Raw genomic sequence first — 25481 nt, forward strand, 5'->3', positions numbered from 1 at the left:
CGGTGTTGACGTTCTCGATGAGAACCTTGTTCACGCCGCCGGGCTTGATGCCGGAGAGATCGGATTTCAGCTCGACGAGCGTGATGCGCCCGCCTCCGTAAACCATGTAGACGCGACTGTCATCGTCGAAGAACAAGCTGTGGTCATGCAGCACGGGCTCGAAGCTCATCTCCTTCCACGGGCCGCGCTCTGGATCGCGCGTGGTGTAGATGTGGGTGCGTCCGCTGGTGTAGGAGAACGTCGAGGCATAGAACACGCCGTCGTGGTAACGCAGGCTGGGGGCCCACGAGCCGGCCGCGTAGGCGTCCTTGCCGTTGTCGAGGCGGAGGGCTTCGTTGTCTGCCAGCGTTTCATAGGCGTAGGAAGCCATGCGCCAGTTGACCAAGTCCGTCGACTTCATGATCGGCAGGCCCGGGCTCATGTGCATCGTCGTGCTGCTCATGTAGTAGGTCTTGCCTACTCGGATGATGGCGATGTCCGGAACGTCGGCCCAGATCAGCGGGTTGTGAGCAGGAGCTGCCTGTGCCGCCGGAACGGCCTGAGACGCGACGCAGAGCACGAGGGCCATCACGAGCCAAAGAACCGGGCGGTTCATGAGGCGGGTGGGAGAGGCGGCGCAAGGGCGGCTCAGGTCGTCAGCGTGTTTGTCCATGTTTTGTCCGGATCAGTCATTTGGAGTCGCGTCGGTCAAGGCGACTTGCCGCCCGGCCTGAGGCCGTTTCAGCGCGCCTACCGCGCATACAGCGCGAACGCGAAGTCCGCAGGGCGGCCGCTTTCCTTGTCCTTCAGCGGCCGGTCATCAAGGGTCGCCTCGCCGTCGGCATAGACATCGCTGCGGCTGGCGCGGAGGTTGATCGTCACCGCGTCCTTCTGGCCCTGCAGCGTCAGCGCGTAGCGACGACCGGACTTCAGCACGACAGGCGGATGGGCGCTGAAGTCGAAGCTCAGCAGCCCGGCCCCTTGCGGCCGGTAGGCAATGGCCAGGCCCTCGCCCGCACCGAGCAGTTCGGTGCCGGCCTCCACGTCGCGCAACGACAGGCGCAAGCTGCGCGTGGCGTCCGTGCCGTGGCCGTCACCGGCGTACAGGCTGAGCCGGCCTAGTGGGATGTCGGCGCGCGGCACGAAGGTCTGCACCAGGCGGCTGGCGCCGCCGTCGCGGTTGAAGCCGATGGGCTCGGGTGTCTGCTCGAAAGGCCGGGTGACGGAGGCCAGCGCCGGGCTGCCAGGCCAGGTTTCGGGATAGCCCTGGGCGAACTGCTGGACGGCCACGCGCGGGTCGGAGCGGCCCGGGTCCGCCAGCGCCGGCACCTTGCCCTTGGGCGGCTGGGGCGGCTTGCTGATGCCGGCTTCCGTCTGCGTGATCGGCCACATGCGGCCGTCGGCGTCGTAGTAGAGGTACTCCATCGCGACCGAGCGGCGGGAGGTGGCGCCGGTCTCGCCGTTCAGCGTCAGCCCGGCATTGTGATAAACGAGATAGGACTGGCCCTTGAAGTCGTCGATGACGCCGGCATGGATGGTGAAGCTGTTGGGCACGGCGCCGGTCAGCAGGCCCTGGTAGGTCCAAGGGCCGCGTGGGCTCGGCGCGGTGGCATAAGACAGATGCTCAAAGAGACCCTGCTGCGCCATGGATGCGTAGGTCAGGTAGTACGTGCCCTTGCGCTTGGACAGCCACGGCCCCTCGGTGTAGTTGGGCACCGAGATCTTCTCGATGGGGCCGTCCAGCTCGGTCATGTTGGCCTTGAGCTTGGCCAGGTAGAGCACCGGGTTGCCCCAGGCCAGCCAGGCGGTGCCGTCGTCGTCGATGAAGACGGTGGGGTCGATGTCACTCCAGCCGTAGGGGCTGGGCGTGGACGCATCCGTGATCAACGCCGAGCCGCGTGCATCCTTGAACGGGCCCAGCGGGTTGTCGGCCACCGCCACGCCGATGGCCTTGCCCGGCTGCGTGTCGTTGTGCTGCACGGTGGCGTAAAAGTAGAAGCGGCCATTGCGCTGCACCACCTGCGCGGCCCAGGCATCGCTCACCGCCCACTTGAAATCGGTGGGCTTCATGACGGTGCCGTGGGCGGTCCACTGGCGCAGGTCCTTGGACGAGTAGGCCAGCCACTCCTTCATCAGGAAGAAGTCGTTGCCCTTGGCCTCGTCGCGACCCACGTAGAGGTAGGCCGTGTCGCCCACCACCAGCGGTGCGGGGTCGGCGGTGAAGCGGTCGCGCAGCACGGGGTTGGCGCCTGGTGCCAGTCCGGCGGCCGGAGCGGCGGCACACGTGATGGCTGCGCAGCAAAGAGCGGTGTGTTGAAGCAGTCTGGCGAGGCGCATGGCTAAGTGAGAACCTTCAATTCGGTTGTGGCGGCTGTGCACATGGTGGTTTGCGGACTCATCGATCGACCCCACGGGCAAAGCAGGGTCATCGTCAGCAGCGAGGTCCGCGGGAGAAATGAATGGATTCGCCCCGCGGCATATGACTCCTCCAACCACGCGCGTTAATTCACCGGTTAATCAATTTGATGGGGCGGTTAATCAATTGACCAAAATAGTTGCGGTCGTGCCGCGCAAGCAATCTTAGTTCGTTCGGTGGCCGAACTAACTAGGGAAAAACCTAGCGGCTTCCCCGTGTCAAGGGATGATCAGCTGCGTGCTTCGAGGACCTGGCAAGCTTCGGCCGTGAACGATTTCGATGGGCAGAACGATGTCGCTTGGGCCGGCGTAGGCTTCCCCTCGGCGCTGCGCTTCGATCAACTGCATCAGGACCTCGACCGCGCGGCGCCCCATCTCAAGCAGGGGCTGGCGCACCGTCGTCATGTGCAGTGAGCGGGCCAGCAAGGTGTCATCGAAGCCTGCAATCGAGATGTCCCGAGGAACGCTCAGCCCGACGCCCTCCAATGCCTCGATGCAGCCGAAGGCGATGTCGTCGCTGCCACAGCAGACGGCCTCGGGCAACGGCTGGCCGCGGTGGCGTTGCAGCCATTCCTGCATGGCCTGCCTGCCCCCTTCGCCGGTGAACCACGTGCGGATCACATGGTCGGAAGCAACTTCGACCCCGGCTTCGTCATGGGCGCGCAGGAAGCCCTCGACACGGCGGTCCGCGCCCTTGGCGCGCACCGGTCCCCCCACGCAGAGGATGCGGCGATATCCAAGCCCGAGCATGTGGCGCGCGATGGCATAGCCGCCCGTTTCATCGTCCGCCTCGACGTTCACCTGCGCCCGCAACAGCCTGCCGGCATGGATCGTGACCATGGGCGTATGCGGTGGGAGCCAGGTCGTGCTGTCATCTTCCAGGTAGGGTGCCAGCACGACGAGTCCGTCGACGCGTCCGTCGCACAAGGCCGGGATGCGTTTCGGTGCTTCTTCCCAGCCACTGAGCGGAAAGATGGATGTGGTCTGGTGGACCTCCGTCGCACCGCGCACGACGCCGTTGAACACTTCCAGGAGGTAGAGGTTGGGTTCCTCATTGGCGATGTTGGCGACGAAGCCAATGGCATTGGTGCGTTGAAACGTCAGCGCACGCGCGGTCGCGTTCGGCCGGTAGCTCAAGCGCGCCGCCACCGCAAGGACCCGCTCACGTGTCTCGACCGACACGCGCGTCGAACCCTTCGCACCGCTGAGCGCGGAGGACGCCGCCGCTTCAGAAACCCCTGCTTCTCGCGCGACGTCAGCGAGCGTGGGCAACTTGTGACGATGGCTCTTCGGTGGCTTGGAAGGCCTGGGTATCGAAGCGGACACTGTCCGGCGGGCGGGAGAGACGGGGCGGCGCACTCTAGCATCGCGTCTAGCTGGAACCAGGTATCGCCACAGTCAGTCCGACCATCGACCTCCGGTGCTTGCGGGCGCGGCAGCAATCGTCTTGACGAGTCTGGACGGCGAGCCCGAGCCGGCGTGCTGCACGTGGACGAAGGTCTGAGCTGACGACAAACGCAACGTTCTGGCCGCAGAGCGTACCGACGTCCTTGGGAAGGGTGCACCGAAATGCTCGAGCGAAGTCCACCTCGTAAATTCTCATGTTCAGCGAGACGAACTCCGGAAAGTTCTTTATGAGGCGGCGGCTCAGGGTGCCGTGACCACCCGCTTCAGAGCGTCCCGGTCGGTCGCTTGAAAGGAAGCTCGGGAGCTGAGCGGCCAACCTGGGCGTCGCGGCGAAAGACTGCAACCAGCCTGGAGCGAACGTCGGTCAACACCGGAGTTGGCGAGTGGAGGTGACCTCGACGCGACTGACACGGCAAGTTGGTGCAGATGGCTCATTCGCCCATCAAGCAGCGATGGTGTGAGCGGAACGCCCGAGCCATGTTGGCCAGGCTTTGTCTTGCGACCGCGGCCGTGACGGCCTGAGGCGCCGCGCGCAGCTCAGCCGGGAAGCGGCCCATGCCGGCGAACAGGCAGTACCAGGACGGGCGCAGATACATCAGCTTCGCGCCGTGGCGCTCCAGCTCGGCCTCGAAGTCGCCGCCGCGGTCCCAGACGTCGAGCAGGCTGGCGAGCCGGTCGGAGATGTTCTTGTTGGCGCGGTTGGCACGCCAGTAGTCGGTGTCGCGACGCGTGTTGAGCTGGTAGTGGGCGACGACGTAGTCGCGCACGCCCTCGAACATCTCGCTGACGCGGCGATTGAACGCGTCCTGTTGTCGGCGCTCGAATTCGCCACCTTCCATGGCTGCGATGAACTGCTCCACGCTGAGCTGGATCAGCATCAGCGCCGTCGCTTCCAGCGGTTCGATGAAGCCCTGGGCCAGGCCTATGGCGACGCAGTTCTGGCGCCAGTGCTGCTTCACGCAGCCAACGCGCATGCGCAGGCGTCGCGCGGTGGCGCCTTCGGCCGCGGCGCCGAGGACCTCGCGCAACTCGCGCTCGGCCTCGTCATCGCTGACGAAGTCAGAGCTGTAGACATAGCCATTGCCATAGCGCGTCGTCAGCGGGATCTGCCAGGCCCAGCCGTGGCGCAGGGCGGTCGAGACGGTTTCGCAGGGGATGTCCTCGCCATCGACCAGCGGCGTCGGGATGGCGATGGCGCGGTCGTTGAAGAGGTTGTCGCGATAGGGGAGGAAAGGCTCGCCGAGCGTCTCGGTGATCAGCAGGCCTTTGAAGCCGCTGCAATCAACAAAGAGGTCCGCATCGACGCGCGCGCCGCTCTTCATGTGCACAGCCGCGATGTCGCCGTTCTCGCGCAGTTCCACGCGCGCCACCGTGTCGACGATGTGGCGCACACCGAGGCCCACCGCGTGCGTGCGCAGGAAGGCGCCGAGCTTGCCAGCGTCGAAGTGATAGGCGTAATCCGTGCCGAGCGGCGCTCTTCGCTGCCGGGCCAACTCTGCGGCGAGAAAGAAGTCCCGCGGGTTGGCATCGGCCGCCTGGCCACGCCGACGCAGACAGGCGTTGGTGAAGAAGAGATTGCCCAGCTCACGGTCCGCTTCACTGAAGAAAGGATGAACGTAGCTCTCGTAGCCCGCAACGGTGCTCCAGCCGGGGAAGCGGATGCTGCTCTTGAAGGTCGCGTCACAGGCCGGCATCCAGTCGCGTTCTTCAATGCCCAGCGTGCGGAAGAAGTGGCGCAAAAAGGGCGTCGAACCCTCGCCGACGCCGATGGTGCCAATGTCGGCCGACTCGATCAGCGTGACGTCAACGCCGAGCCGCGCCCAGCGGTGCCGCAGCAGGTTGGCCGTCATCCAGCCGGCCGTGCCGCCGCCGACGATGGCGATGTGTTTGGGAGGCGCCATTGCTTAGCCTGCGGGTAGGGCAACCCGGACTTCAAATCCGCCGGCCGGGTGATTACGAAACCCGACCGTGCCGCCATGGTCCGCCACGATCTCGCGCACGATGGACAGGCCCAATCCCAAGCCCTCCTTGCGCATCGCAGCGCCATGCTCCAGCCGCGTGTAGGGCTGGCCCAGCCGCGCCAGCGCGCTCTCCGGCACACCGGGGCCATGGTCGCGCACGGTCACGAGCACGAGGCCGTCCTCGTCGCTGCACACGCTGACCTCCACCGGTTGCTGCTGGCTTTCGCCGTAGAACATCGCGTTGTCCAGCAAATTGCCGATGGCTCGCTTGAGCGCCAGCGGCTTGCCGAATACCGTCAGCGCCTCGTTCTGCAGCTCGATCTTGTGCCCGCCCATGCGCGCGTCGCGCACCATCTTCTGCAGCACGAGGTCGATGCGCAGCGGCGCGCGGTTCTCGTGGATGTCGGTGTCCTTGACGATCTGCAGCGCCGTTTTCACCATCATGTCCAGCTCGTCGAGGTCCTCATGGAACTCGTCCTGCACGGCGGTGTCGTCCAGCAGCTCGCTGCGCAGGCGCAGCCGCGTGATCGGTGTGCGCAGGTCGTGCGAGATGGACGCGAACAGCCGCTCGCGGTCGCCGATGTAGCGGCGGATGCGCTCCTGCATGTCGTTGAAGGCCTCGATGGCCTGGCGCACCTCCTGCGTGCCGCTGACACGCAATGGCTTGGGCGCCACGCGCCGGCCCACGCGCGCCGCCGCCTGGCTCAGGCCCGCCAGCGGCCGCGTGATGGCGCGTACGGCGATCAACGTCAGCAGCACGGCCAGGCCCAGGGCCAGCAGTTGCGGCGTCAGGCGCTGCCAGGTGAAGAACTCCAGCTGCTCCAGGAAGTAGGGATCGGGCAGGGTGCTGCTGAGGTAGAGCCACACGCCCGGCTCGGTCTCGGCCTGGATGACGAGAAAGGGCGCGGGCCGCTCGGCGGCAATCAACGAGGGCTCGACCCAGCTCTCCGGCAAGTCGCTCAGCAGCGCGCCGCTGGGCGACACGGCCAGGCCGATGGGCGAGGCCAGCGCCACGCGCAGCGGCGTGCCCTTGGGCAACTGGGCGGTCAGTTCCTGTGTGACCTGTTGCTCCAACATGTGCGCCATCGGCTGGCTGGGAAGGGGCTCAACACTGACCGCGGCGCCGTTGAAGAAGACGAGGAAGCGTGTGCCGCCCATCGTGCGCAACTGTTCGATGAGCAGGGGGCGATAGGCCGCCGGCAGCTCACGCAGCGCACGTACGGCACCTATTGCACCGCTGGCGACGTGATGCGCGGCCAGCTCGGTCTGGCGCCGCACCCGCTGCTCGATCTGGCTGTACCAGAGCAGGTTGACGACCAACTGCACAAGAGCCAGGCCGCCCAGCATGGCGAGCACGAAGCGCCCCTGCAGGCTGTCGAAGAGAAAGCTGCTGGCGCGATGCCACCAGCTTCGCGCTGGTACGGGTGGGCCGGCGTCCTCAGCCTCCGAGGGCATGCCGCGGTGTCACCGTCGTTGAGAAAACGTAGCCCGAGCCGCGCACCGTCTTGATCAGCGCCGGTTGCTTGCCATCATCCTGCAGGCGCTGGCGCAGGCGGCTGACCTGCACGTCCAGCGACCGGTCCAGCGGCCCCAGGTCGCGGCCGCGCGTGACCTCGGCCAGGCGGCTGCGGTCCAGCACTTCGCCGGGGTGCTCGACGAGGAGCTTGAGCAGCTGGAAGTCCATGCCCGACAGCGCGGTAGCGGTGCCGTCAGGGTCGATGAGGCTGCGCTCCAGCAGGTCCAGCGTGAAGCCGTTGAAGGCGTAGTAGCGCGGCTCCTTGGCCTTCTCCTGGCCGGTGCGGCGCGTGATGGCCTTGATGCGCGCCAGCAGCTCGCGCGGGTTGAAGGGCTTGCCGAGGTAGTCGTCGGCGCCCAGCTCCAGGCCGACGATGCGGTCGGTCTCGTCGGCGCTGGCGGTCAGCATGATGACGGGCACCTCGGAGCGGCGGCGCACCGACTGGCACAGCGTGAAGCCCTCGGTGTCGGGCAGCATCACGTCCAGGATGCACAGGCTGATTTCGTCGCGGTGGCGTTCGAACTCGGCCATGAAGCTGGCGCCATCGTGGGCCAGCAGCACCTCGTACTGGTTTTTCTCGAGATAGGTCTTCAACAGGCTGCGGATTTTTTGATCGTCGTCGACGATCAGGATCTTGCGCGGGGTCATGGGACAGCTTTCTTGGGAGCGAGTGCGCGCAGCAGGCCCTGCAGCTTGCGCTGTGCGGCAGCGGGCGTCTGGCTCGGGTCCAGCGCAAAGCGATGGACGGTTTCGATGATGGCGTTCTTGCCGACCTCGCCAAAGGCCATGCGGTGCACGAGGCTGGGCACGCGCGGCGTGTTGGGGTTGGCGAAGAGATGGAAGGAGGCTTGCGCGCAGGGGTCCAGTTCGTCCACCGGCACGTCGCGGCGCACGGGGATGGAGCCCTTGATGCGGTTGTAGCCCAGTTGCAGTGTGGCGCTGCCGAGCAGCTCGGCCATCTTTTCCTGGTCGGCCTGGCTGCCGCCATTGCCGGCCAGCATGGCCAGGGTGTCGATGCTGTAGAGATGGGCCTGGGCGGTGCCGGGCACGGCCTTGCAGCTGAAGTCGCGCTCACCTTCCAGCCCCATGGCGCCCAACTCGCCGCGAGCCCAGTCGCCCATGATCATCATGGCCGCGCGCTCATTGGCGAAGTCGGCAACGACGTCGGTCCAGGGTCGCTCGCCGGGCGCCACACCACTGGCCGGCAGCGCGAGGTTGCGCCAGTTGCGCAGGCGCTTGAGGGCGCGCTCCAACGCGGGGTCGTCGAAAGCGCTGAGGTCGCGTTGCTCCAGCATGCGGCGGTACAGCGCCGGGCCGGCCTCGCTGAGCAGCATGGCCTCGAAGATGGTGGCCACCTGCCAGGGCTCATCGCTGAAGGCGACCGGCGTGACGCCGACGGCGCGCAGCTTGACGGCGGCGCGCTCCAGGCCGTCCCAGTCATTGGGCGGCTCGATGCCATGGCGCTTCAGCAACGCCTTGTTCAGGTAGAGGTTGTTGATGCGCTGGATGCCCAACGGTGCCGCGACGATGTGCCCGCGCACCGTCACCTGGGCCATGACCTGCGGGAACATGACCTTGGACCAGTTGCGCTTCGCGGCGACACCGTCGAGTTCGAGCAGCAGGCCCATGTCGGCCCATTCGTTCATGGACGCGCCGTTGAGCTGCGCCACCTTGGGCGCCATGCGGCGCAGGATGCGTTCGTTCAGCACCTTGATGGCCGGACCGCCGCCGCCGCCGGCCACGGCACCGTCCACCCACTTCAGGCCGTTCTCGGCCATGCGTGCGGCGACGTGGTTGGCCGCGGCGCGTTCGCTGGCAGACGTCCACCAATGCAGCACATTCAGCTCACCCGCGCCCTCGGCTGCAGGCGTGGCCACAGTCGGCCCAGCCGCCATGGCCGCGCAACTCCAGGGCAACACCGCCAACGCCAGCATGCGCCGCATCTTGCGGGCCGCCCGGCAGCGCCAACCTTGCGTTTCGTACGACTTCTGTAATGTTGTGTGACTCAAGGAGATCGCCACCTGCCGGGAGGCCGCGATTGTCTTGAGAAGTGCTTCAAATGGCGATTGGGGCTTACCGTGACTCAGGCGTAGGCAAGCGCCTGCGCAGCGGGAATGCGCAACGCGCGGCGTGCGGGCAGCGCGCAGGCAATCAGCGAGATCAGCGCCATCAATCCGAGCCAGCCGAACGCCGTGGCCGGGCTCGGCAGCAAGCGCCATGGCACGCTGAACATGATGCGGCCGAAGGCCACCTCGAGCAGGGCGCTGATGGGCAGGGCCAGGGGCAGCGACGTCAGCCAGGCCAGCACGACCAGGGTCAGGCCCTCGACCTGCACCATTGCCAGGATGGCGCCATCGCGTGCACCGATGGCCCGAAGCACACCGATCTCGCGCCGGCGCTCCAGCACGGCCAGGCCCATGGTCGAGGCCAGGCCCATCGCGCCGACGGCGATCATCACCAGGCCCATGGCGCCAAGGAAGTCCACAACCATCAGCAGATGGTCCTCCACGACGCGGCGGTTGTCAGCCTGGGACTGGCTGGCGGCGACGCCGATGCCGGCCTCGGTGAAGGACGCGCGCAATTGCTGCACGGCGTCGAGCAGGGCGACGGGCGAGTCGGGCCGATCCAGCCTCAGCACGAGGCTTGTCGCGAGGTCGTTGCCGGCCAGCGCGTCCAGCGTGGCGCGCGAGGTGTAGGCCAGGGCTTGCGGGCCGGCATCGACGAGGCCGACGACGGTCCAGTCGCGGCCGGCGATGCGTTGGTGACTGCCGACGGTCAGCGCGGGCTGCTGCCTCTGCAGCAGACGGCTGACCACAAGTTCGCCGTCACCCGACAGCCAGCGACCCTCGAGCAGACGCGGCGCCAGCAGACGGCCGCTGGGCGGCACGCCAAGCAGCGTCAGCGGCTCGGCGCCGAGGTCGGTGCTGGTGTTGGTACGCAAGCCACGCCAGGCCTCGGCCGCCGTGATGCCGGGCACGTCCAGGGCCAGCGCCTCCAGCCTGACGGCGGGTGAGGGCGTGGCGACGCGCACCTGCAGTTGGTAGCGCTGGGCATCGAAGAGATCGTCCACCGACCCGCGCACGGCGCTGCGCAAATTGGCGGCACCCAGATACACCGCGCCACCGCTGGCCAGGGCCAGCACGGTCAGCAGCATGCGCTGGCGGCGGCGAAAGGCATTGCCCACCGACAGCAGCAGCGGCCGTGCCCAGCCGCCCAGCAGCGGCACGAGGCGGGCGGCCAGCGCGCCGCGCCTGAGGCCGAGCGCCTGGCCTTCGCGCGTGATGCCGATGTCGCGCAGCGCCTCGCCCACGGATCGTCGCAGCGCGCCGCGTACCGGCAGCGCGGCTGCCGCCAGGGGCAGCGCCAGGCCGACGGCGAGTTGCAGCAACACGCCCCAGGCCGGCGTCGCGATGCCGTCGAGCGGAAAGTTCAGCAGCTCGGCCTTGAGACCGCCGTAGAGCCGCCCCAGCCACAGCGCCACGGGCAGTGCGATCGCCGAGGCCAGCAGGCCAAGAGCGCCGGCCTGGGCCAGCACCATCGCGCCGATCTGGCCAGGCGAGCCGCCCAGCACCTTCATGACGGCGATCTCGCGCGTCTGCCCGGCCAGCATCGCGGCCACGAGGTTGACGACCAGGAAGCCGCAGGCCAGCAGCGCCAGCAGGCCGAAGGCGCCCTGGGTCATCAGCAGCGAGTCCATCTGCGCGGCGTGGATGTGCTGGCCGGGTTCGGGCACGTCGACGCTCTTGACCGCGTAGCCACCGGCGATCAGCGCGGCCTTCAAGGTGTCGACGACAGCGCGCACGTCGGCGCGCGTCGCGTGCTCGTCCCGCATGCGGAACTGCAATTCGTTGAAACCCGCTGGCGCACCCAGTCGCGTCAGCGTCGCTCCGGTGCCGTACAGGTAGACGAGGTTTTCCATCCAGCCGGGCGCCTGGCTGACGTCGCGCACCAAGCCCCTGATGTCGACCGGCAGTGTCTCGGTACCGGCCACGCGCAAGGCCACCGGCTCGCCGACGCTGGCGCCGGAGAAGTCCAGCGAGGAGCGCTCGATCCACAGCCCGCCGTCGATGGGTGGCGTGTCGAGCTGCAGCCGCCCGATGTCGGCGCGCTGGAAGTCGTCGAGCGCGATGACGACGGCATTGCGCGAGCGGCCATTGGCCTGCACGGCGGCCATCGCGCTGCGCCGCAAGCGTGCGGCGGCGACCTGGGGCAGTGCCTTGGCAAGGGCCAGCGCCTGCGCATCGGCCCGGTCCAGCACAAGCGTGGCCGAGACGGGCAGGCTGGCGCTGTAGCCGTGGTCGGTGGCGCGTTCGACAAGGGTCCACGCATTCAGGATGGTGCCGGCGGCGGTCAGCCCCAGCGCGACCGCGAGCACAACGAGCAGGCTGCGCGCGCGGTGCTGCCAGAGGTCGCGCCAGGTTTTGAGAACCTTAGTCATGTCGACGGTCCTCGACGAGGCGGCCGTCGCGCAGGCGCAGGCTGCGCTGCACCTGGCCCAGAGCGGCGGCTTCGTGCGTGACCATGACGATGGTGACGCCTTGTTCCCGGGCCAGCTCGGCCAGCAGCGCCAGCAGGGCTTCGGCGTTGACGGAGTCGAGGTTCCCAGTCGGCTCGTCGGCCAGGATCAGCGCCGGCGCGTTGGCCAGCGCCCGGGCCAGGGCCACGCGCTGCTGCTGGCCGCCTGAAAGGGCAGACGGGAACTTGTCCGCCTGGTCGGCCACACCCAGGCGCTCGAGCAAGGCCCGGGCCCGCGCGGGTCGTTCAGCAGCCGGCCATTGGTCGCAGAAGTCCATCGGCAGCATGACGTTCTCCAGCGCCGTCAGCGTTGGCAGCAGCTGGAAGAACTGGAACACGACGCCGACTGCCTTGCCCCGCCAGCGGGACAAGGCGCGCTCGGGCAAAGCGCGCAGGTTCTGGCCGGCCACGCTCAGCTCGCCACTGCCCGCGCGGTCGATGCCGGCGAGCAGGTTGAGCAGCGTCGACTTGCCACTGCCCGAGGGGCCGACCACGGCGACGAACTCGCCGGCGTGGATATCGAGGTCGAGGGCGGCGAGGGCCTGGAAATCGCCGCCCGCTTGCGGGTAGCTCTTGCCGACGCCGCGCAGGCGGATGAGTGCAGTTGGGTCCATGGCGACCAATGTAGGAAGCCGCCGGCCGTGCGGCGCACCGTTGGACGGCACCGTTGTGCCACTCGGCGATTCGGCCCTCGCCAGGCGTCCCGCGCGTCGCGATGCTGCGGCATCCCTTACCTGGAGATGTCATGAAAGCCCTTGTCCTGTCCCTCGCTCTGGCCTTCGCCGGCATGGCCCACGCCCAGCATGGCGGCGCGGCGCCCCCAGCCGCCACAGCGCCCGCCGAAGCTGCGCAGTTCGACTTCCTCGTCGGCCAATGGGAGCTGGAGGTGGCACCCAAGGTCGGTGGCCTGGCCGCGATGATCCACGGGGCGCCCAAGTTGGTGGGCAGCTGGAAGGCCTGGAAAGCCTTCGACGGCTACGGCCTGGATGACGAGCTGCGCATCTTCGATGCCTCGGGCAACCCGACGTCGCTGAACTACAGCCAGCGCATCTTCGACACCAAGACCAAGCGCTGGCTCATCAGCGGCCTGGATGTCTACCGTGCGCGTTTCGGCAGCAGCAACGGCCAGTGGCAGGGCGGTGAAATGCTGATCGAGGGCAGCGGCCAGAACGCCGAGGGCAAGCCGGTGCTGACACGCACGCGCTTCCTTGAGATCACCGCTGACCGCTTCAAGATGCGCCAGGACCGCTCGCTGGACAATGGCGCGAACTGGGAGGAGGGGACGCTGACCATCGTCGCCAAGCGCACATCGCGCAAAGCAGTTAGATAGGCGCGGAGCAGGAATGGGCAGAGCCTGGATCTGGGTGCAATGGCTGATCGGCTGGCTGCCGGTAGCAGCGCTGTTCGCGGTGCTGATGATGACCGTGCATGGGGCCGGCATTCACGAGGCCTTGCATTACTCGCTGCGGCTGATGGCGACGGCGGCGGTGCTGGGCCTCGCTGTGCACCGCTTCACCGCTCGCCTGCCGTGGCCACATCCGCTGAAGCTGAGCTTCGTCGCCAAGCATGCGCTCGGTGCGGCGCTGTACGCCGTGGCCTGGGTCGCGTCCAACAGCATCGTCGAGAGCCTCGTGGTGGGCCGCGTCGTCTTGGTGGTCGGGCCGGGCATCGCGGCCTACCTCGTCACCGGCGTGTGGTTCTACGTGATGATCGCCGGCGTCGCCTATGCCCAGCGCGCCGCGGCCCGCAACGCGCAGCTGGAAGCGCTGCAGGCGCGCAGCCAGCTGGCTGCGCTGCGCGCCCAGCTGCATCCGCACTTCCTGTTCAACGCGCTGCACACCGTGGTGCAGCTGATCCCACTCGACCCCGAACGCGCCACGCGCGCGGCCGAGCAACTCGCGGCCTTGCTGCGCGCGAGCTTCGACAACCCGCGCGAGTTCGTCACGCTGCGCGAGGAGTGGGCGATGGTGCAGCTGTACCTGGACATCGAGGCCATCCGCTTCGGCGAGCGCCTGCGTGTCGTCACCGAGTTCGAGGACGCGGCGCTGAACGAGCTGCTGCCGAGCTTCGCGCTGCAGACGCTGGTGGAAAACGCGGTGCGCCACGGTGCCGCGCCGCGGGTCGAGGCGACGACGGTGCGGGTCACTGCACGCGTCGAAGGCGAGACCCTGTTGATCGCCACGGCTGATGACGGCATGGGCGTTGAGCCCGCCGCGCTGGAGACCGGCGGCACCGGCCTGCGCCGGCTGCGCGAGCGGCTGGGTTGGCTCTACGGCGCCAGCGCTTCTCTGACGGTGCAGACGGCGCCTGGCCGGGGCCTGCGCGCCGAACTGCGCCTGCCGGTGAAGGACGAGGCATGACGGCCGCTGTCACCGCCCTGATCGCCGACGACGAGCCCGTCGCCCGTGCCGGCCTGCGCCATCTGCTACGCGGCCTGCCCTGGCTGCATTGCGTGGGCGAAGCGGCCGACGGCCCGGCGGCGCTGGCCGAAATCCAGCGCCTGAAGCCCGAGCTGGTCTTCCTGGACATCCAGATGCCGGGTCTGCTGGGCACCGAGGTGCTGCGCCGCCTGGCGGCGTCCGGCACGCCGCCACTGGTCATCTTCACGACGGCCCACGCTGAACACGCCATCACGGCCTTCGAGCTGGGCGCGCTGGACTATCTGCTCAAGCCCTTCGGCGCTGAGCGGCTCAATGCCACGCTGGAGCGTGTGCGCGCCGCCCTGGGCGAGCCCTGCCCACCGGCGTTGGAGCGACTGGCCGAGCTGCTCGGGCGCGGCCCGCTGACACGCCTGTTCGTGCGCAGCGGCGCGGCCATCGTGCCGGTGGCCGTGGCCGAGGTCAGCCACTTCGAGGCAGTGGGCGACTACGTCGCCGTGCACGCCGGCGGTGCCGAGCACTTGCTGCACCTGGCGCTGGCGCGACTGGAGGAGAGGCTGGACGCCGAGCGCTGGGTGCGCATCCACCGCGGCTGCATCGTCAACCTGGATGCGGTGGCGCGCTTCCGGCGCCTGGCCAATGGCCAGCTCAGCGCCGAACTGAAGGACGGCCGGGCGTTGATGGTCAGCCGAAGCCGGTCCCAGGTCTTGCGCGGCTTGGCTGGCTAGGGTCTACCCGCAAGCCACAAATCGGGGCATGACCAGCCCTGTTTTCGTGCAATAGCCCAATGCTGCAGTACACCAACGGTGCAAATTGCACCGCGACAGGGCTGTCATGGGCCGTGAACGTGCGACCCGGTGGGCGATCGCCGGGTGTGACGAAGTGCACGAAGCTGGCACGGGGCTTGCGCTCATGCCCTCCGGCTACCCGACCCTCACATCCAACCTGGAGGAATACCGATGCTTCGCCGTTCCGCTCTTGCACTGGCCACCGCTGCCACCCTGCTCCCCCACGCCGCCTTTGCTGCCGACACCATCAAGGTCGGCGTGCTGCACTCGCTGTCCGGCACCATGGCCATTTCCGAGACCGTGTTGAAGGACACCGTGCTGATGGCCATCGACGAGATCAACGCCAAGGGCGGCTTGCTCGGCAAGAAGCTGGAGCCGGTGGTGGTTGACCCGGCTTCCAACTGGCCGCTGTTCGCCGAGAAGGCCAAGCAGCTCATCTCGCAGGACAAGGTCGCCGTCGTGTTCGGCTGCTGGACCTCGGTGAGCCGCAAGTCGGTGCTGCCGGTCTTCGAGCAGACCAACGCGCTGTTGTTCTACCCGGTGCAGTACGAGGGTGAAGAGCTGAGCAAGAACGTGTTCTACACGGGTGCCGCGCCCAACCAGCAGGCCATCCCCGCCGTCGAATACCTGATGAGCAAGGACGGCGGTGGCGCCAAGCGCTTCGTGCTGCTGGGCACCGATTACGTCTACCCGCGCACGACGAACAAGATCCTGCGCGCCTTCCTGAAGAGCAAGGGCATCCCCGAAGCCGACATCATGGAGGACTACACCCCCTTCGGCCACGCGGACTACCAAAGCATCATTGCCAAGATCAAGAAGTTCGCCGCCGAAGGCAAGAAGACGGCGGTCATCTCCACGATCAACGGCGACTCCAACGTGCCCTTCTACAAGGAACTGGGCAACCAGGGCCTGAAGGCGACCGATGTGCCGGTGGTGGCCTTCTCGGTCGGTGAGGAAGAGCTGCGCGGCGTGGACACCAAGCCGCTGCAAGGCCACCTGGCCGCGTGGAACTACTTCATGTCCATCAAGGCACCGGCCAACGACGCCTTCATCAAGAAGTGGAGCGACTACGCCAAGGCCAAGGGCATTGCCGGCCACAAGGACAAGCCGCTGACCAACGACCCGATGGAAGCCACCTACATCGGCATCAACATGTGGGCGCAGGCCGTCAAGAAGGCCGGCAGCACCGACACCGACAAGGTCATCGCGGCGATGGCCGGCCAGACCTTCACGGCACCGTCGGGCATCACGTCCAAGATGGACGAGAAGAACCACCACCTGCACAAGTCGGTCTTCATCGGCGAAGTGAAGGGTGACGGCCAGTTCAACGTGGTGTGGAAGACGCCCGGCCCGGTCAAGGCCCAGCCGTGGAGCCCGTACATCCCCGAGAACAAGGGCAAGAAGGACGAGCCCACGAAGTAAGCCGCAGCAAAGCTGCGGCGCGCCGTCCGACCGGCCAGGCCGGGTTGGGCGGCGCCCACTGGAGAGGCGCGCGTGCTGTCGCACCGCGCTGGTTTTGACTCGGCTGGGCCTTCATGATCAAGCGACTTCTTTTCGGTTGGCTGCTGGCGCTGTGTGGCCTTCAAGCCTGGGCTGCGTTGCCACCCGAGCTGCTCACCCGCATCGCTGCGGGTGAGGGTGACGAACGTGTCGCCGCCCTGAACGAGGCCGTGGCCCAGGCTGACCCGGCCCTGGCGGACTATCTGCATGCCCTGCTCGACGGCCGCGTGCGGCTGCGCGAGGGCAAGGCGGTCGTGGCCGCCGAGGGCGCCGCGCCGCCAGAGGGCGACGAACCCATGCTGAACAACCGCCTGCGCCGCGAGATCGACTCGGCCCTGGCCGGGCTGGCCCTGCTGTCCAAGGATCGCGACACGCGCGCCAAGGCGCTGGCGACGCTGCGTGAGGACGCCAGCGCGGCCAAGCTGCCGCTGTACGAGCGTGCGCTGGCGGCCGAGACCGATGCGGACCTGCGCGGCCAGTTGAGTGCGCTGGTGGCCGGCGCCAAGCTGTCGTCCACCGACGCTGCACAGCGCCGCGCCGCTGCCGTCGAGCTGGCCGGCAGCGCCGACCCGACGACGCGGGCCCTGCTGCTGGATCGCATCGGCAGCGAGACCGATGCCGCCACCAAGGCCGCGATGAAGAGCGCCATCGACGCCATCGGCGACCGCCTGGCCTGGGGCGAGCGCGCGCAGCTGCTGTTCTCGGGCCTGAGCCTCGGCTCTGTGCTCTTGCTCGTCGCGTTAGGCCTGGCCATCACCTACGGCCTGATGGGCGTCATCAACATGGCGCACGGCGAGCTGCTGATGGTGGGCGCCTACGCCACCTATTGCGTGCAGCAGGGCTTTCGCGCCTGGCTGCCTGCGGCCTTCGATTACTACCTGTGGCTGGCGCTGCCCGCCAGCTTCATCGTCGCGGCTCTCGTCGGTGCGGCGATGGAACGCACGGTCATCCGCTGGCTCTACGGCCGGCCGCTGGAGACGCTGCTGGCGACCTGGGGCATTTCACTCGTGCTGATGCAGGCCGTGCGCACGCTGTTCGGCGCGCAGAACGTGGCAGTCGAGAACCCCACCTGGCTGTCCGGCGGCTGGGCGCTGCTGCCCAACCTGACGCTGCCCTACAACCGCCTGGCCATTCTTGGATTTGCAGCGCTGGTGCTGGTCGGCATGGCTTTGCTGCTGGCCAAGACGCGTTTGGGCCTGATGGTGCGTGGCGTCACGCAGAACCGCCGCATGGCGGCCTGCGTGGGCGTCAACACCGCCAAGGTCGACACGATGGCCTTCGCGCTCGGCTCGGGCATCGCGGGCCTGGCCGGCTGCGCACTGAGCCAGATCGGCAATGTCGGCCCTGACCTCGGCCAGAGCTACATCGTCGACGCCTTCATGGTCGTCGTGCTGGGCGGCGTCGGCCAGCTTGCCGGCACCGTCTACGCGGGCCTGGGTCTTGGGGTGCTGTCCAAGCTGCTGGAAGGCTGGCAGGGCGCTGTGCTCGCCAAGATCGCGCTGCTCATGTTGCTGGTGCTCGTCATCCAGAAAAAGCCGCAAGGCCTGTTCGCATTGAAGGGCAGGTCGGTCGAATGAAGAAGACGTTGCTCATCGCGGTGGCCCTCGTGCTGCTGTTCGTGCCCTTGTTGCACCTCGCTTTCCCGCCCGGTCACGCGCTGCACTTGAGCGAGTTCTACGTGGGCCTGCTCGGCAAGTTTCTTTGCTTTGCCATTTGTGCCCTGGCCTTGGACCTCATCTGGGGTTTCGGCGGCATCCTGTCGCTGGGCCATGGGCTTTTCTTTGCCCTTGGCGGCTATGGCATGGGCATGTATCTGATGCGCCAGATCGGCCGCGAAGGCCAGTACCAGTCGGACCTGCCGGACTTCATGGTCTTCCTGAACTGGAAGGAACTGCCCTGGCACTGGGCGCTCAGCGATTCTCTGGTCGGCCAGATCTTCCTGGCGCTCGCGGTGCCCGGCCTGTTGGCGGCGGTGTTCGGCTACTTCGCCTTCCGCTCGCGCATCCAGGGTGTGTACTTCTCCATCATCACGCAGGCGCTGACGGTGGCGGCCATGCTGCTGTTCTTCCGCAATGAGACGGGCTTTGGCGGCAACAATGGCTTCACCGATTTCAAGCGCATCGCCGGCATGCCGCTGAACACGCCGGGCATGAAGGTGAGCTTGTGCGTGGCCAGCGGCGTCGCGCTGATCGTCTGCTACCTCATCGCCCGAGCACTGACGCAAAGCCGCTGGGGCCGCATCCTGCAGGCCATCCGCGACGCCGAAGGTCGCGTGCGATTCCTGGGCTATGACCCGGTCGCCTTCAAGCTCAGCGCGTATGTGATCTCGGCGGTCATGTGCGCGCTGGCCGGCATTCTCTACGTGCCCCAGGTCGGCATCATCAACCCGGGCGAGATGAGCCCGGCGGCCAGCATCGAGATGGCCATCTGGGCGGCCGTCGGTGGCCGCGGCACGCTGATCGGGCCGGTGCTCGGCGCCTTCTTCGTCAACGGCACCAAGTCGGTTTTCACGGCCTGGTGGCCGGAAGGCTGGCTCTACATCCTGGGCGGGCTCTTCATCGCGGTGACGCTGTTCCTGCCGCAAGGCTTGATGGGGCTGGCGAAGAGGTTCAAGAAATGACACCAGAACTTCTTGAGGCGGGCGCTGAGGCTCGCTCCCGTGCCATTACCCGCTTCGCCACGTCTGGCGAGCCTGTTTTCAACCAAGGTGTTGCGCTCTACGTCGAAGACCTCAAGGTCGCCTTCGACGGATTCCAGGCGTTGGGCGGCTTGTCGTTCACGGTCGGCGTGGGCGAACTGCGCTGTGTCATCGGTCCGAACGGTGCTGGCAAGACGACGACGATGGACTGCCTCACGGGCAAGACGCGGCCCGACAGCGGACGCATCTTCTTCGGCAGCAACCTCAACCTGCGCCTGATGAGCGAGCAGCAGATTGCCCGCGCCGGCATCGGCCGCAAGTTCCAGAAGCCGACGGTGTTCGAGGCGCTGACCGTGGCCGAGAACCTGGAGCTGGCTCTCGCCGGTGATCGCCGCGCGCGCTTCGCCATGCGGGCCAAGTTGAATGGCGAGCAAAAGGATCGGCTTGGCGAGTTGCTGAAGACTGTGCACCTGACCGAGGAGCGCGAGCGCGTCGCCGGCCTGCTGAGCCACGGTCAGAAGCAGTGGCTGGAGATCGGCATGCTGCTGGCGCAAGACCCCAAGCTGCTGCTACTCGACGAGCCCGTCGCCGGCATGACCGACGAGGAGACCGAGCGCACCGCCGAGCTGTTCCTGAGCCTGGAGGGCAAGCATTCCCTCGTCGTCGTCGAGCACGACATGAACTTCGTCGGCACGCTGGCCGGCGCGCATCGCACGGTCACGGTTTTACATGAAGGCAAGACCTTGGCCGAAGGCACCATGGCCGCCGTGCAGTCCGACGAGAAGGTGATCGAGGTGTACCTTGGCAGATGACATCTTGAAAGTGCAGGACCTGCACAAGCACTACGGCGGCTCTCACATCCTGCGCGGCCTGAGCTTCGACCTGAAGCCCGGTGAAATCACGGTCGTGCTGGGTCGCAACGGTGTCGGCAAGACGACGCTGCTGAAGAGCCTGATGGGGGTCGTGCCTGTCACGTCCGGCAGCATCACGCTGGACGGCGAGGCAATCAATAAGCTGAAGACCCACCAGCGCGTGCGCGCAGGCCTCGGCTACGTGCCGCAGGGCCGCGAGATCTTCGGGCGATTGACGGTCATGGAGAACCTGCAGATGGGCCTCTCCAGCCAGCCCGCCGGCACGCCACTGCCCAAGGAGCTGTTCGAGCTGTTCCCCGTGCTCGACAAGATGCGCTCACGCCGCGGCGGCGACCTGTCCGGCGGCCAGCAACAGCAGCTCGCCATCGCCCGCGCGCTCGCGCCCGGCCCCAAGGTGTTGCTGCTGGACGAACCGACCGAAGGCATCCAGCCCAACGTCATCCAGGACATCGGCCGCGTCATCAAGCACTTGGCCCACGACAAGGGCCTGTCGGTCGTGCTCGTCGAGCAGTTCTACGACTTCGCCGAAGAGCTGGCCGACCAGTATTTGCTGATGCAGCGCGGCGAGATCGTCATGCGTGGGCGGGGCAAGGACATGCCGGCGGATGGGGTGCGGGAGAGGTTGGCGATCTGAGATCGCTGCCAATCGATTCCGTGTTCTGACGCGGCAGAACGCTATATCGCCGGGCTCCAGTAGGGGTGAACGCAGTGAACCGCATCGCCGACCGCATCGCCGACCGCATCATGCATCGTTCGGGTTCGCAGTGCCCGAACGGAGTTGTGGCAAGCTACCCGAACTGCCCAAGCTTCAGGCCCCAGGGGATGCTCATGACGACCGCTCTCGAAACCCTTCAAGCAGAAGTACTGCGACTATCGCCAGCCGATCGCGCGAAGTTGCTGGATCGATTGATCGCCAGCCTGGACGTGGACGCTGGCGTTGAGGCTGCTTGGGACAAGCTGGCCGACGAACGCGAGCAAGAGCTTGAAGTCGGCACCGCCAACGCCGTGCCCGTCGATGTGGCCGTCGCCAGACTGGAAGCCCGCTTTCCCGGATGAAGGTCACACTGCATCCGGCCGCAGAGCAAGACGTCCACGAAGCCGCCGCCTTCTACGAGCGTGAGGGCTCGCCCATCGTGGCAGCCCGTTTTGTTGCAGAGTTCAAACGGCTTGCTGCCCTGCTCCTTGAGCATCCCGACATCGGCTCGCCACGCTCAAATGGCCGACGCGGTTTCGCCATGAGCGTCTTTCCATACACCGTTGTCTATCGCGTGATCGCGGACGAGGAGGTCAGGATCATCGTCGTCAAGCACGACAGCAAGCGCCCGGGTTTTGGTGGGAGGCGCGCATAGCGCTGGCCTATTTGCTGCTCTCCGCCTCCAGCCACAGCACCGCAAACCACCCGTTCTCATCCGTCCACACCTTGCCCGGCTTGAAGCCCGCGCGTTCGGCCAGCGCCTGGAAGCCCGAAACCGTGTACTTGTGCGAATGCTCCGTGTGCAGCGTCTCGCCCTCGTGGAAGCTGTAGACCTCGCCGCCCAGCTGCAGCTCCAGCGGCCGCGTTGCCCGCAGGTGCATCTCGATGCGTCGATACGCTGGGTTGTAGAAGGCCAGGTGCTCGAAGCCGTCCGGTGGGAACTCGGCGCCCAGCTCCTGGCGGGCGCGGTGCAGCAGGTTCATGTTGAAGGCTGCAGTGACGCCGGCCGCATCGTTGTAGGCCGCATGCAACGTGCCGTGGTCCTTCACGAGATCGATGCCGATCAGCAGGCCACCGCCGGCCAGTTCGCCCGCGGCCAGACGCAGGAAGGCGTCCGCCTCGCTCGGCGTGAAATTGCCAATGCTGGAGCCAGGGAAGAAGCCGACACGGCGGCTGCCCTCGGGGCAGGGCGGCAGCGTGTGCGGGCGCGTGAAGTCAGCCACCAGCGGCTGGATGGCCAGGCCCGGGTAGTCGCCCGCGAGGCCGTCACAGGCCGCCAGCAGGTGCGGGCCCGAGATGTCCACCGGCACGAACTGCACGCTGTCGCGCGGGATGGCGTCCAGCAGCAGGCGCACCTTGCGCAGAGCGCCGGCACCGTATTCGACGAGCTGCACCTGGCCGCCCATCTGCGCGACCATGTCGTCCGCATGCGTCTGCAGCAGTGACAGTTCGGTGCGCGTCGGGTAGTACTCGGGCAGCTCGCAGATCTGCTCGAACAACTTGGAGCCGGTCTCGTCGTAGAAGTACTTGGGCGAGATCGCCTTGGGCGCGCGGCTCAGCGCCGCGTGCAGGTCGGCCGCGAACTGCTCGTTGTCGGCCGAGGCGCGGGGCTGGCGCCATTCGATTCCTGGTTTCATCTTGCGAGCCTCACTCCACTGAACTGCCAGCGTGCGGCCGGCGGGAAAAAATTGCGGTAACTCGGTCGTGCGTGGCCCAGCGGGGTCGCGAGGCTGCCGCCTCTCAATACCTGCTGCCCCACCATGAACTTGCCGTTGTATTCACCAACCGCGCCCGCCGCGGGTTTGAAACCGGGGTAGGGCGCGTAGCTGGAGCGAGTCCACTGCCAGGCCTGATCGGCGGCCAGCGCGAAGCCCGGCAATCCGCATGCCGCCTCCCACTCGAACTCGGTCGGCAGCCGCGCGCCAGCCCATTCAGCAAAAGCGCAAGCCTCGTAGAAGCTGAGCTGCATGACAGGCGCGTCGGCATCCAGCGGTTGCACGCCATGCAGGCCGAACACACTGCCGTCTTCCAGCCAGTAGGCCGGTCGCTGCCAGCCCTGGGCCTGCACGGTGGCCCAGCCATCGGACAGCCACAGCAGCGGCTCGCGGTAGCCGCCCGCGTCGATGAAGTCTTCGTACTCACCGCAGGTGACGAGGCGGTTGCTGATCTCGAAAGGCGCGAGCAGGGCCTGGTGGCGCGGGCCTTCGTTGTCGAAGGCAAAGCCGCTGCCGCCATGGCCGATGTCGACGATGCCGCCAGCGTGCTTCAGCCAGGCCTGATCAGGGGCGACGGCCTTGAGCGGTGTTGACACGTCGTAGGCCGGCAGCAGTGGGTTGCAGGAAAAGGCGTGCAGGATGTCGGTCAGCAGCAGCTCCTGGTGCTGCTGCTCGTGGTGGCAGCCCAGTTCGATCAGCCGGCGGGCATCGTCGCCAGCATGTGGCAGCAGGTCGGCCAGGGCGGCATCCACATGGCGGCGGTAGGCCTTGACCTCGTCCAGGCTGGGCCGGCTCAGCAGGCCGCGTTGCGGGCGCGCATGACGCGGGCCCAGGCTCTCGTAATAGGAATTGAAGAGGCGCGGCCAGCGCTCGTCGAAGACGCAGTAGTCCGGCAGATGTGGCAACAGCACCAGGGTCTCGAAGAACCAGGTCGTGTGGGCCAGATGCCATTTGGTAGGGCTGGCGTCGGCCATGGACTGCAGCTGGGCGTCCTCGTCCGACAGGGGCGCGGCAAGGGCGAGCGAATGGGCTCGGGTGGCGCGGAGCAGCTCGGTCAACATGGGTGGCACCGTATCGCAAACTGCTGCCAACGGTATGTCAGTGCAGGGTCTTTGGCTGTAGGACACCCCCCCCTAGGGTGGGTGCGGGGATGTCAGCAGAGCCAATTCCCCTAGGATCGCCGCCATACAACAAGGAGACCGGGCATGAAAGCTATCGCCTTCATCGCCGCCCTGCTGGCCGCGACCGCGGTGCAGGCCAACGAGCCGATCACACTCAAGGTGCATCACTTCTGGCCGCCCGGCGCCATGCCGCCGACACAGATCCTGGCGCCCTGGTGCGACAAGATCGCGGCAGACTCCGGCAACCGCCTGAAATGCCAGGTCTACCCGGCCATGCAGCTCGGCGGCACGCCGGCCCAGTTGATCGACCAGGTCAAGGACGGTGTCGTCGACATCGCCTTCACGCTACCGGGCTACACGGCCGGGCGCTTTCCCATCATGGAGGTGTTCGAGCTGCCCTTCATGACGAACTCCGCCGAGGCGGCGTCGCGCGCAGCCTGGGACTTCTATGGCAAGTACGCCGTCAAGGAGTTTGCCGCGGTCAAGCCGCTGATGTTCGCGACGCACGACGAGGGCTATCTGCACACCCGCGAGCGCCAGATCAAGACGCTGGCCGACTTCAAGGGCCTGAAGTTGCGCGCACCGACGCGCCAGACCAACAAGCTGCTCAGCAGCCTGGGTGCCTCACCGGTCGGCATGCCGCTGCCGGCCGTGGCCGATGCGGTCAGCAAGGGCACCATCGACGGCTTTGCGCTGCCCTGGGAGGTCATCCCCTCGGTCAAGCTGCACGAGATGGTCAAGTACCACACCGAGACCGACCCGAGCCGGCCGGCGCTGTACAGCGCGGTCTTCATCCTGGCGATGAACCCGGCCAAATACGACAGCCTGCCGGCCGACCTGAAGGCCGTCATCGACAGGAACTCCGGCGCCGCCCTGTCGCAGGCCGCCGGCCGCACCTGGGATGCCAGCCAGGCGCCTGGCCGCAAGCCGGCGGTGGACCGCGGCAATGTCTTCTACACGGTGCCGGCTGCCGAGGTGGACAACTGGATCAAGGCCAGCCATCCGCTCTACGACGATTGGGCCGCCGACATGGACAAGCGTGGCCTGCCCGGCAAGCAGATGCTGAGCGAAGCGCAGGCGCTGCTGGCCAAGTACAAGAAGTGAAATGGCTTGAGAAGCTGGCGGCAGTATTTGCGCTGCTGGGCGGCGTCTGCGCGCTGCTCGTCGCCGGCATGACGCTGTGGAGCGTCATCGGCCGCAACCTGTTCGCCAGCCCCGTGCGTGGTGATGTGGAACTGAGCCAGATCGGCATCGCACTGGCGATTGCGCTGTGCCTGCCCTGGTGCCAGCTGCGGCGCGGCAACATCATCGTGGACTTCTTTACCCAGGCTGCATCCGAGCGCGTCAATGGCGCGCTGGACCGCTTCGGCGCGCTGCTGCTGGCCGTCATGCTGGGGTTGCTGGCCTGGCGCACCGGCATGGGCGCGGCGGCTGTCGACGAGGCCGGTGAGCAGACCATGATCCTCGGTCTGCCGATGTGGTGGGCCTATGCCATCCTGGCGCCGGGGTTGGCGTTGACGGCGGTGATTGCGGTTGTTCAGACTCTTGAGCGAGGTGAGGCTTGATGGCAAGGCCCAGCCGGGAGTTCGCCCCGGCGGGCGACCTACTTTCTGAGCGACCAGAAAGTAGGCAAAGAGTCGCCCCCGAACCGCCCGCCCCTCGCACAGCGAGGGGTTCCCTGCGGTGCGCCGTCCTTGAGGCCCCGCGCAAAACTCCCGTCGCGGCCCAAGGGCCGCTGTGGTCAAACAGTTGCGCGGAGTCAGAGCTTGAAGCGTGCTGGCGCACGCGGCCTCAAGGCCGTGCGCTCCTCGGCGGGACTCAAAGGGGGAGTGAAGGAACAGCCCGCACCAGCCGTCTGATGCGTTTGGCGGTTGGTTGTTCGGCTGTTTGGGATTCCCCCTTTGAAACCGCCGAGAAGCACAGGAGACCGAGGCGCGCGCCTTGGCGCGCTTCAACAACTGGCTCCGCGCAACTGTTTGACC

The 25481-nt window shown here is 67.2% G+C and carries 23 protein-coding genes; 12 read left to right on the forward strand and 11 right to left on the reverse strand.

Annotated elements, in window-relative coordinates; all coding sequences use genetic code 11:
• The 9 genes from ACXJKJ_RS20240 to ACXJKJ_RS20280 all read right to left on the reverse strand — a co-directional run.
• Positions 1 to 595 (reverse strand): family 43 glycosylhydrolase (locus tag ACXJKJ_RS20240; protein WP_457391874.1); only part of this gene is annotated, 595 nt, incomplete at its 3' end.
• Between the two features lie 134 nt (positions 596 to 729).
• Positions 730 to 2217: a glycoside hydrolase family 43 protein gene (locus ACXJKJ_RS20245; protein WP_457391876.1), complete on the reverse strand. Its 1488-nt coding sequence runs from the start codon at positions 2215 to 2217 to the stop codon at positions 730 to 732.
• 396 nt (positions 2218 to 2613) lie between these two features.
• Positions 2614 to 3666, reverse strand: coding sequence for a LacI family DNA-binding transcriptional regulator (locus ACXJKJ_RS20250; RefSeq protein WP_457391878.1), 1053 nt, complete (start codon positions 3664 to 3666; stop codon positions 2614 to 2616).
• Between the two features lie 566 nt (positions 3667 to 4232).
• The gene (locus ACXJKJ_RS20255; protein WP_457391879.1) at positions 4233 to 5702 is read right to left on the reverse strand and encodes a tryptophan halogenase family protein; all 1470 of its coding nucleotides are present in this window, start codon (positions 5700 to 5702) and stop codon (positions 4233 to 4235) included.
• A gap of 3 nt (positions 5703 to 5705) precedes the next feature.
• Positions 5706 to 7217, reverse strand: a complete 1512-nt coding sequence (locus ACXJKJ_RS20260) for an ATP-binding protein (RefSeq protein WP_457353658.1) — start codon at positions 7215 to 7217, stop codon at positions 5706 to 5708.
• Positions 7201 to 7926: a response regulator gene (locus ACXJKJ_RS20265; protein ID WP_056203803.1), complete on the reverse strand. Its 726-nt coding sequence runs from the start codon at positions 7924 to 7926 to the stop codon at positions 7201 to 7203. Before ACXJKJ_RS20265 ends, ACXJKJ_RS20260 begins: the two co-directional genes overlap by 17 nt.
• Entirely contained in the window at positions 7923 to 9212 is a 1290-nt protein-coding gene (locus ACXJKJ_RS20270) for an ABC transporter substrate-binding protein (RefSeq protein WP_457391881.1), read from the reverse strand. The genes ACXJKJ_RS20265 and ACXJKJ_RS20270 overlap by 4 nt, the downstream gene beginning before the upstream one ends.
• Before the next feature lie 149 nt (positions 9213 to 9361).
• The gene (locus ACXJKJ_RS20275) at positions 9362 to 11716 is read right to left on the reverse strand and encodes an ABC transporter permease (protein ID WP_457391883.1); all 2355 of its coding nucleotides are present in this window, start codon (positions 11714 to 11716) and stop codon (positions 9362 to 9364) included.
• The gene (locus ACXJKJ_RS20280; protein ID WP_457391885.1) at positions 11709 to 12407 is read right to left on the reverse strand and encodes an ABC transporter ATP-binding protein; all 699 of its coding nucleotides are present in this window, start codon (positions 12405 to 12407) and stop codon (positions 11709 to 11711) included. Before ACXJKJ_RS20280 ends, ACXJKJ_RS20275 begins: the two co-directional genes overlap by 8 nt.
• Before the next feature lie 131 nt (positions 12408 to 12538).
• On the opposite strand from ACXJKJ_RS20280, the gene ACXJKJ_RS20285 reads away from it, so the two are divergent.
• From ACXJKJ_RS20285 to ACXJKJ_RS20330, 10 genes are all read left to right on the forward strand, one after another.
• The gene (locus ACXJKJ_RS20285) at positions 12539 to 13123 is read left to right on the forward strand and encodes a hypothetical protein (RefSeq protein WP_457391886.1); all 585 of its coding nucleotides are present in this window, start codon (positions 12539 to 12541) and stop codon (positions 13121 to 13123) included.
• Positions 13124 to 13136: 13 nt separating this feature from the next.
• Positions 13137 to 14153: a sensor histidine kinase gene (locus ACXJKJ_RS20290; protein ID WP_457391888.1), complete on the forward strand. Its 1017-nt coding sequence runs from the start codon at positions 13137 to 13139 to the stop codon at positions 14151 to 14153.
• A complete protein-coding gene (locus ACXJKJ_RS20295) occupies positions 14150 to 14899 on the forward strand; it encodes a LytR/AlgR family response regulator transcription factor (protein WP_457353646.1) in 750 nt (249 codons plus the stop codon). Before ACXJKJ_RS20290 ends, ACXJKJ_RS20295 begins: the two co-directional genes overlap by 4 nt.
• Before the next feature lie 231 nt (positions 14900 to 15130).
• A complete protein-coding gene (gene urtA, locus ACXJKJ_RS20300; RefSeq protein ID WP_056203781.1) occupies positions 15131 to 16381 on the forward strand; it encodes an urea ABC transporter substrate-binding protein in 1251 nt (416 codons plus the stop codon).
• A gap of 113 nt (positions 16382 to 16494) precedes the next feature.
• Positions 16495 to 18036, forward strand: coding sequence for an urea ABC transporter permease subunit UrtB (gene urtB / locus ACXJKJ_RS20305; RefSeq protein ID WP_457391890.1), 1542 nt, complete (start codon positions 16495 to 16497; stop codon positions 18034 to 18036).
• Positions 18033 to 19079, forward strand: a complete 1047-nt coding sequence (gene urtC, locus ACXJKJ_RS20310) for an urea ABC transporter permease subunit UrtC (protein WP_457391891.1) — start codon at positions 18033 to 18035, stop codon at positions 19077 to 19079. The genes urtB and urtC overlap by 4 nt, the downstream gene beginning before the upstream one ends.
• Positions 19076 to 19909 carry an urea ABC transporter ATP-binding protein UrtD gene (gene urtD, locus ACXJKJ_RS20315; protein WP_457391893.1) on the forward strand — a complete coding sequence of 278 codons (834 nt, stop codon included), beginning with the start codon at positions 19076 to 19078 and terminating at the stop codon, positions 19907 to 19909. Before urtC ends, urtD begins: the two co-directional genes overlap by 4 nt.
• Position 19910: 1 nt before the next feature.
• Positions 19911 to 20603 carry an urea ABC transporter ATP-binding subunit UrtE gene (gene urtE / locus ACXJKJ_RS20320; RefSeq protein WP_457353888.1) on the forward strand — a complete coding sequence of 231 codons (693 nt, stop codon included), beginning with the start codon at positions 19911 to 19913 and terminating at the stop codon, positions 20601 to 20603.
• A gap of 74 nt (positions 20604 to 20677) precedes the next feature.
• Positions 20678 to 21025, forward strand: a complete 348-nt coding sequence (locus ACXJKJ_RS20325) for an addiction module protein (protein ID WP_457391894.1) — start codon at positions 20678 to 20680, stop codon at positions 21023 to 21025.
• Complete coding sequence (locus ACXJKJ_RS20330; protein WP_457391896.1) at positions 21022 to 21318, forward strand: type II toxin-antitoxin system RelE/ParE family toxin; 297 nt, start codon at positions 21022 to 21024, stop codon at positions 21316 to 21318. The genes ACXJKJ_RS20325 and ACXJKJ_RS20330 overlap by 4 nt, the downstream gene beginning before the upstream one ends.
• Before the next feature lie 7 nt (positions 21319 to 21325).
• Here ACXJKJ_RS20330 and egtD read toward each other — a convergent pair whose 3' ends face one another.
• Positions 21326 to 22300, reverse strand: a complete 975-nt coding sequence (gene egtD / locus ACXJKJ_RS20335) for an L-histidine N(alpha)-methyltransferase (RefSeq protein ID WP_457391898.1) — start codon at positions 22298 to 22300, stop codon at positions 21326 to 21328.
• Positions 22297 to 23439 (reverse strand): ergothioneine biosynthesis protein EgtB, encoded by a 1143-nt coding sequence (egtB, locus tag ACXJKJ_RS20340; protein ID WP_457323570.1) that lies wholly within the window; start codon positions 23437 to 23439, stop codon positions 22297 to 22299. The genes egtD and egtB overlap by 4 nt, the downstream gene beginning before the upstream one ends.
• Positions 23440 to 23583: 144 nt before the next feature.
• Between egtB and ACXJKJ_RS20345 the strand changes: the two genes are divergently transcribed.
• Together ACXJKJ_RS20345 and ACXJKJ_RS20350 are read left to right on the forward strand one after the other, a co-directional pair.
• Positions 23584 to 24603, forward strand: coding sequence for a TRAP transporter substrate-binding protein (locus ACXJKJ_RS20345; RefSeq protein WP_457323569.1), 1020 nt, complete (start codon positions 23584 to 23586; stop codon positions 24601 to 24603).
• Entirely contained in the window at positions 24600 to 25064 is a 465-nt protein-coding gene (locus ACXJKJ_RS20350) for a TRAP transporter small permease (RefSeq protein ID WP_457391899.1), read from the forward strand. Before ACXJKJ_RS20345 ends, ACXJKJ_RS20350 begins: the two co-directional genes overlap by 4 nt.
• Positions 25065 to 25481 lie beyond the last annotated feature (417 nt).

It is taken from the genome of Roseateles sp. P5_E1, assembly GCF_054049335.1.

Bases quoted from the DNA above. Each gene is read 5' to 3' on its own strand.
- egtD (WP_457391898.1), bottom strand. From the start codon at position 22,300: ATGAAACCAGGAATCGAATGGCGCCAGCCCCGCGCCTCGGCCGACAAC.
- egtB (WP_457323570.1), bottom strand. From the start codon at position 23,439: ATGTTGACCGAGCTGCTCCGCGCCACCCGAGCCCATTCGCTCGCCCTT.
- ACXJKJ_RS20345 (WP_457323569.1), top strand. From the start codon at position 23,584: ATGAAAGCTATCGCCTTCATCGCCGCCCTGCTGGCCGCGACCGCGGTG.
- urtD (WP_457391893.1), top strand. From the start codon at position 19,076: ATGACACCAGAACTTCTTGAGGCGGGCGCTGAGGCTCGCTCCCGTGCC.
- ACXJKJ_RS20290 (WP_457391888.1), top strand. From the start codon at position 13,137: ATGGGCAGAGCCTGGATCTGGGTGCAATGGCTGATCGGCTGGCTGCCG.
- ACXJKJ_RS20330 (WP_457391896.1), top strand. From the start codon at position 21,022: ATGAAGGTCACACTGCATCCGGCCGCAGAGCAAGACGTCCACGAAGCC.
- ACXJKJ_RS20255 (WP_457391879.1), bottom strand. From the start codon at position 5,702: ATGGCGCCTCCCAAACACATCGCCATCGTCGGCGGCGGCACGGCCGGC.
- ACXJKJ_RS20260 (WP_457353658.1), bottom strand. From the start codon at position 7,217: ATGCCCTCGGAGGCTGAGGACGCCGGCCCACCCGTACCAGCGCGAAGC.
- ACXJKJ_RS20265 (WP_056203803.1), bottom strand. From the start codon at position 7,926: ATGACCCCGCGCAAGATCCTGATCGTCGACGACGATCAAAAAATCCGC.
- urtB (WP_457391890.1), top strand. From the start codon at position 16,495: ATGATCAAGCGACTTCTTTTCGGTTGGCTGCTGGCGCTGTGTGGCCTT.
- ACXJKJ_RS20280 (WP_457391885.1), bottom strand. From the start codon at position 12,407: ATGGACCCAACTGCACTCATCCGCCTGCGCGGCGTCGGCAAGAGCTAC.
- urtA (WP_056203781.1), top strand. From the start codon at position 15,131: ATGCTTCGCCGTTCCGCTCTTGCACTGGCCACCGCTGCCACCCTGCTC.
- urtC (WP_457391891.1), top strand. From the start codon at position 18,033: ATGAAGAAGACGTTGCTCATCGCGGTGGCCCTCGTGCTGCTGTTCGTG.
- ACXJKJ_RS20285 (WP_457391886.1), top strand. From the start codon at position 12,539: ATGAAAGCCCTTGTCCTGTCCCTCGCTCTGGCCTTCGCCGGCATGGCC.
- ACXJKJ_RS20275 (WP_457391883.1), bottom strand. From the start codon at position 11,716: ATGACTAAGGTTCTCAAAACCTGGCGCGACCTCTGGCAGCACCGCGCG.
- ACXJKJ_RS20295 (WP_457353646.1), top strand. From the start codon at position 14,150: ATGACGGCCGCTGTCACCGCCCTGATCGCCGACGACGAGCCCGTCGCC.
- ACXJKJ_RS20270 (WP_457391881.1), bottom strand. From the start codon at position 9,212: ATGCTGGCGTTGGCGGTGTTGCCCTGGAGTTGCGCGGCCATGGCGGCT.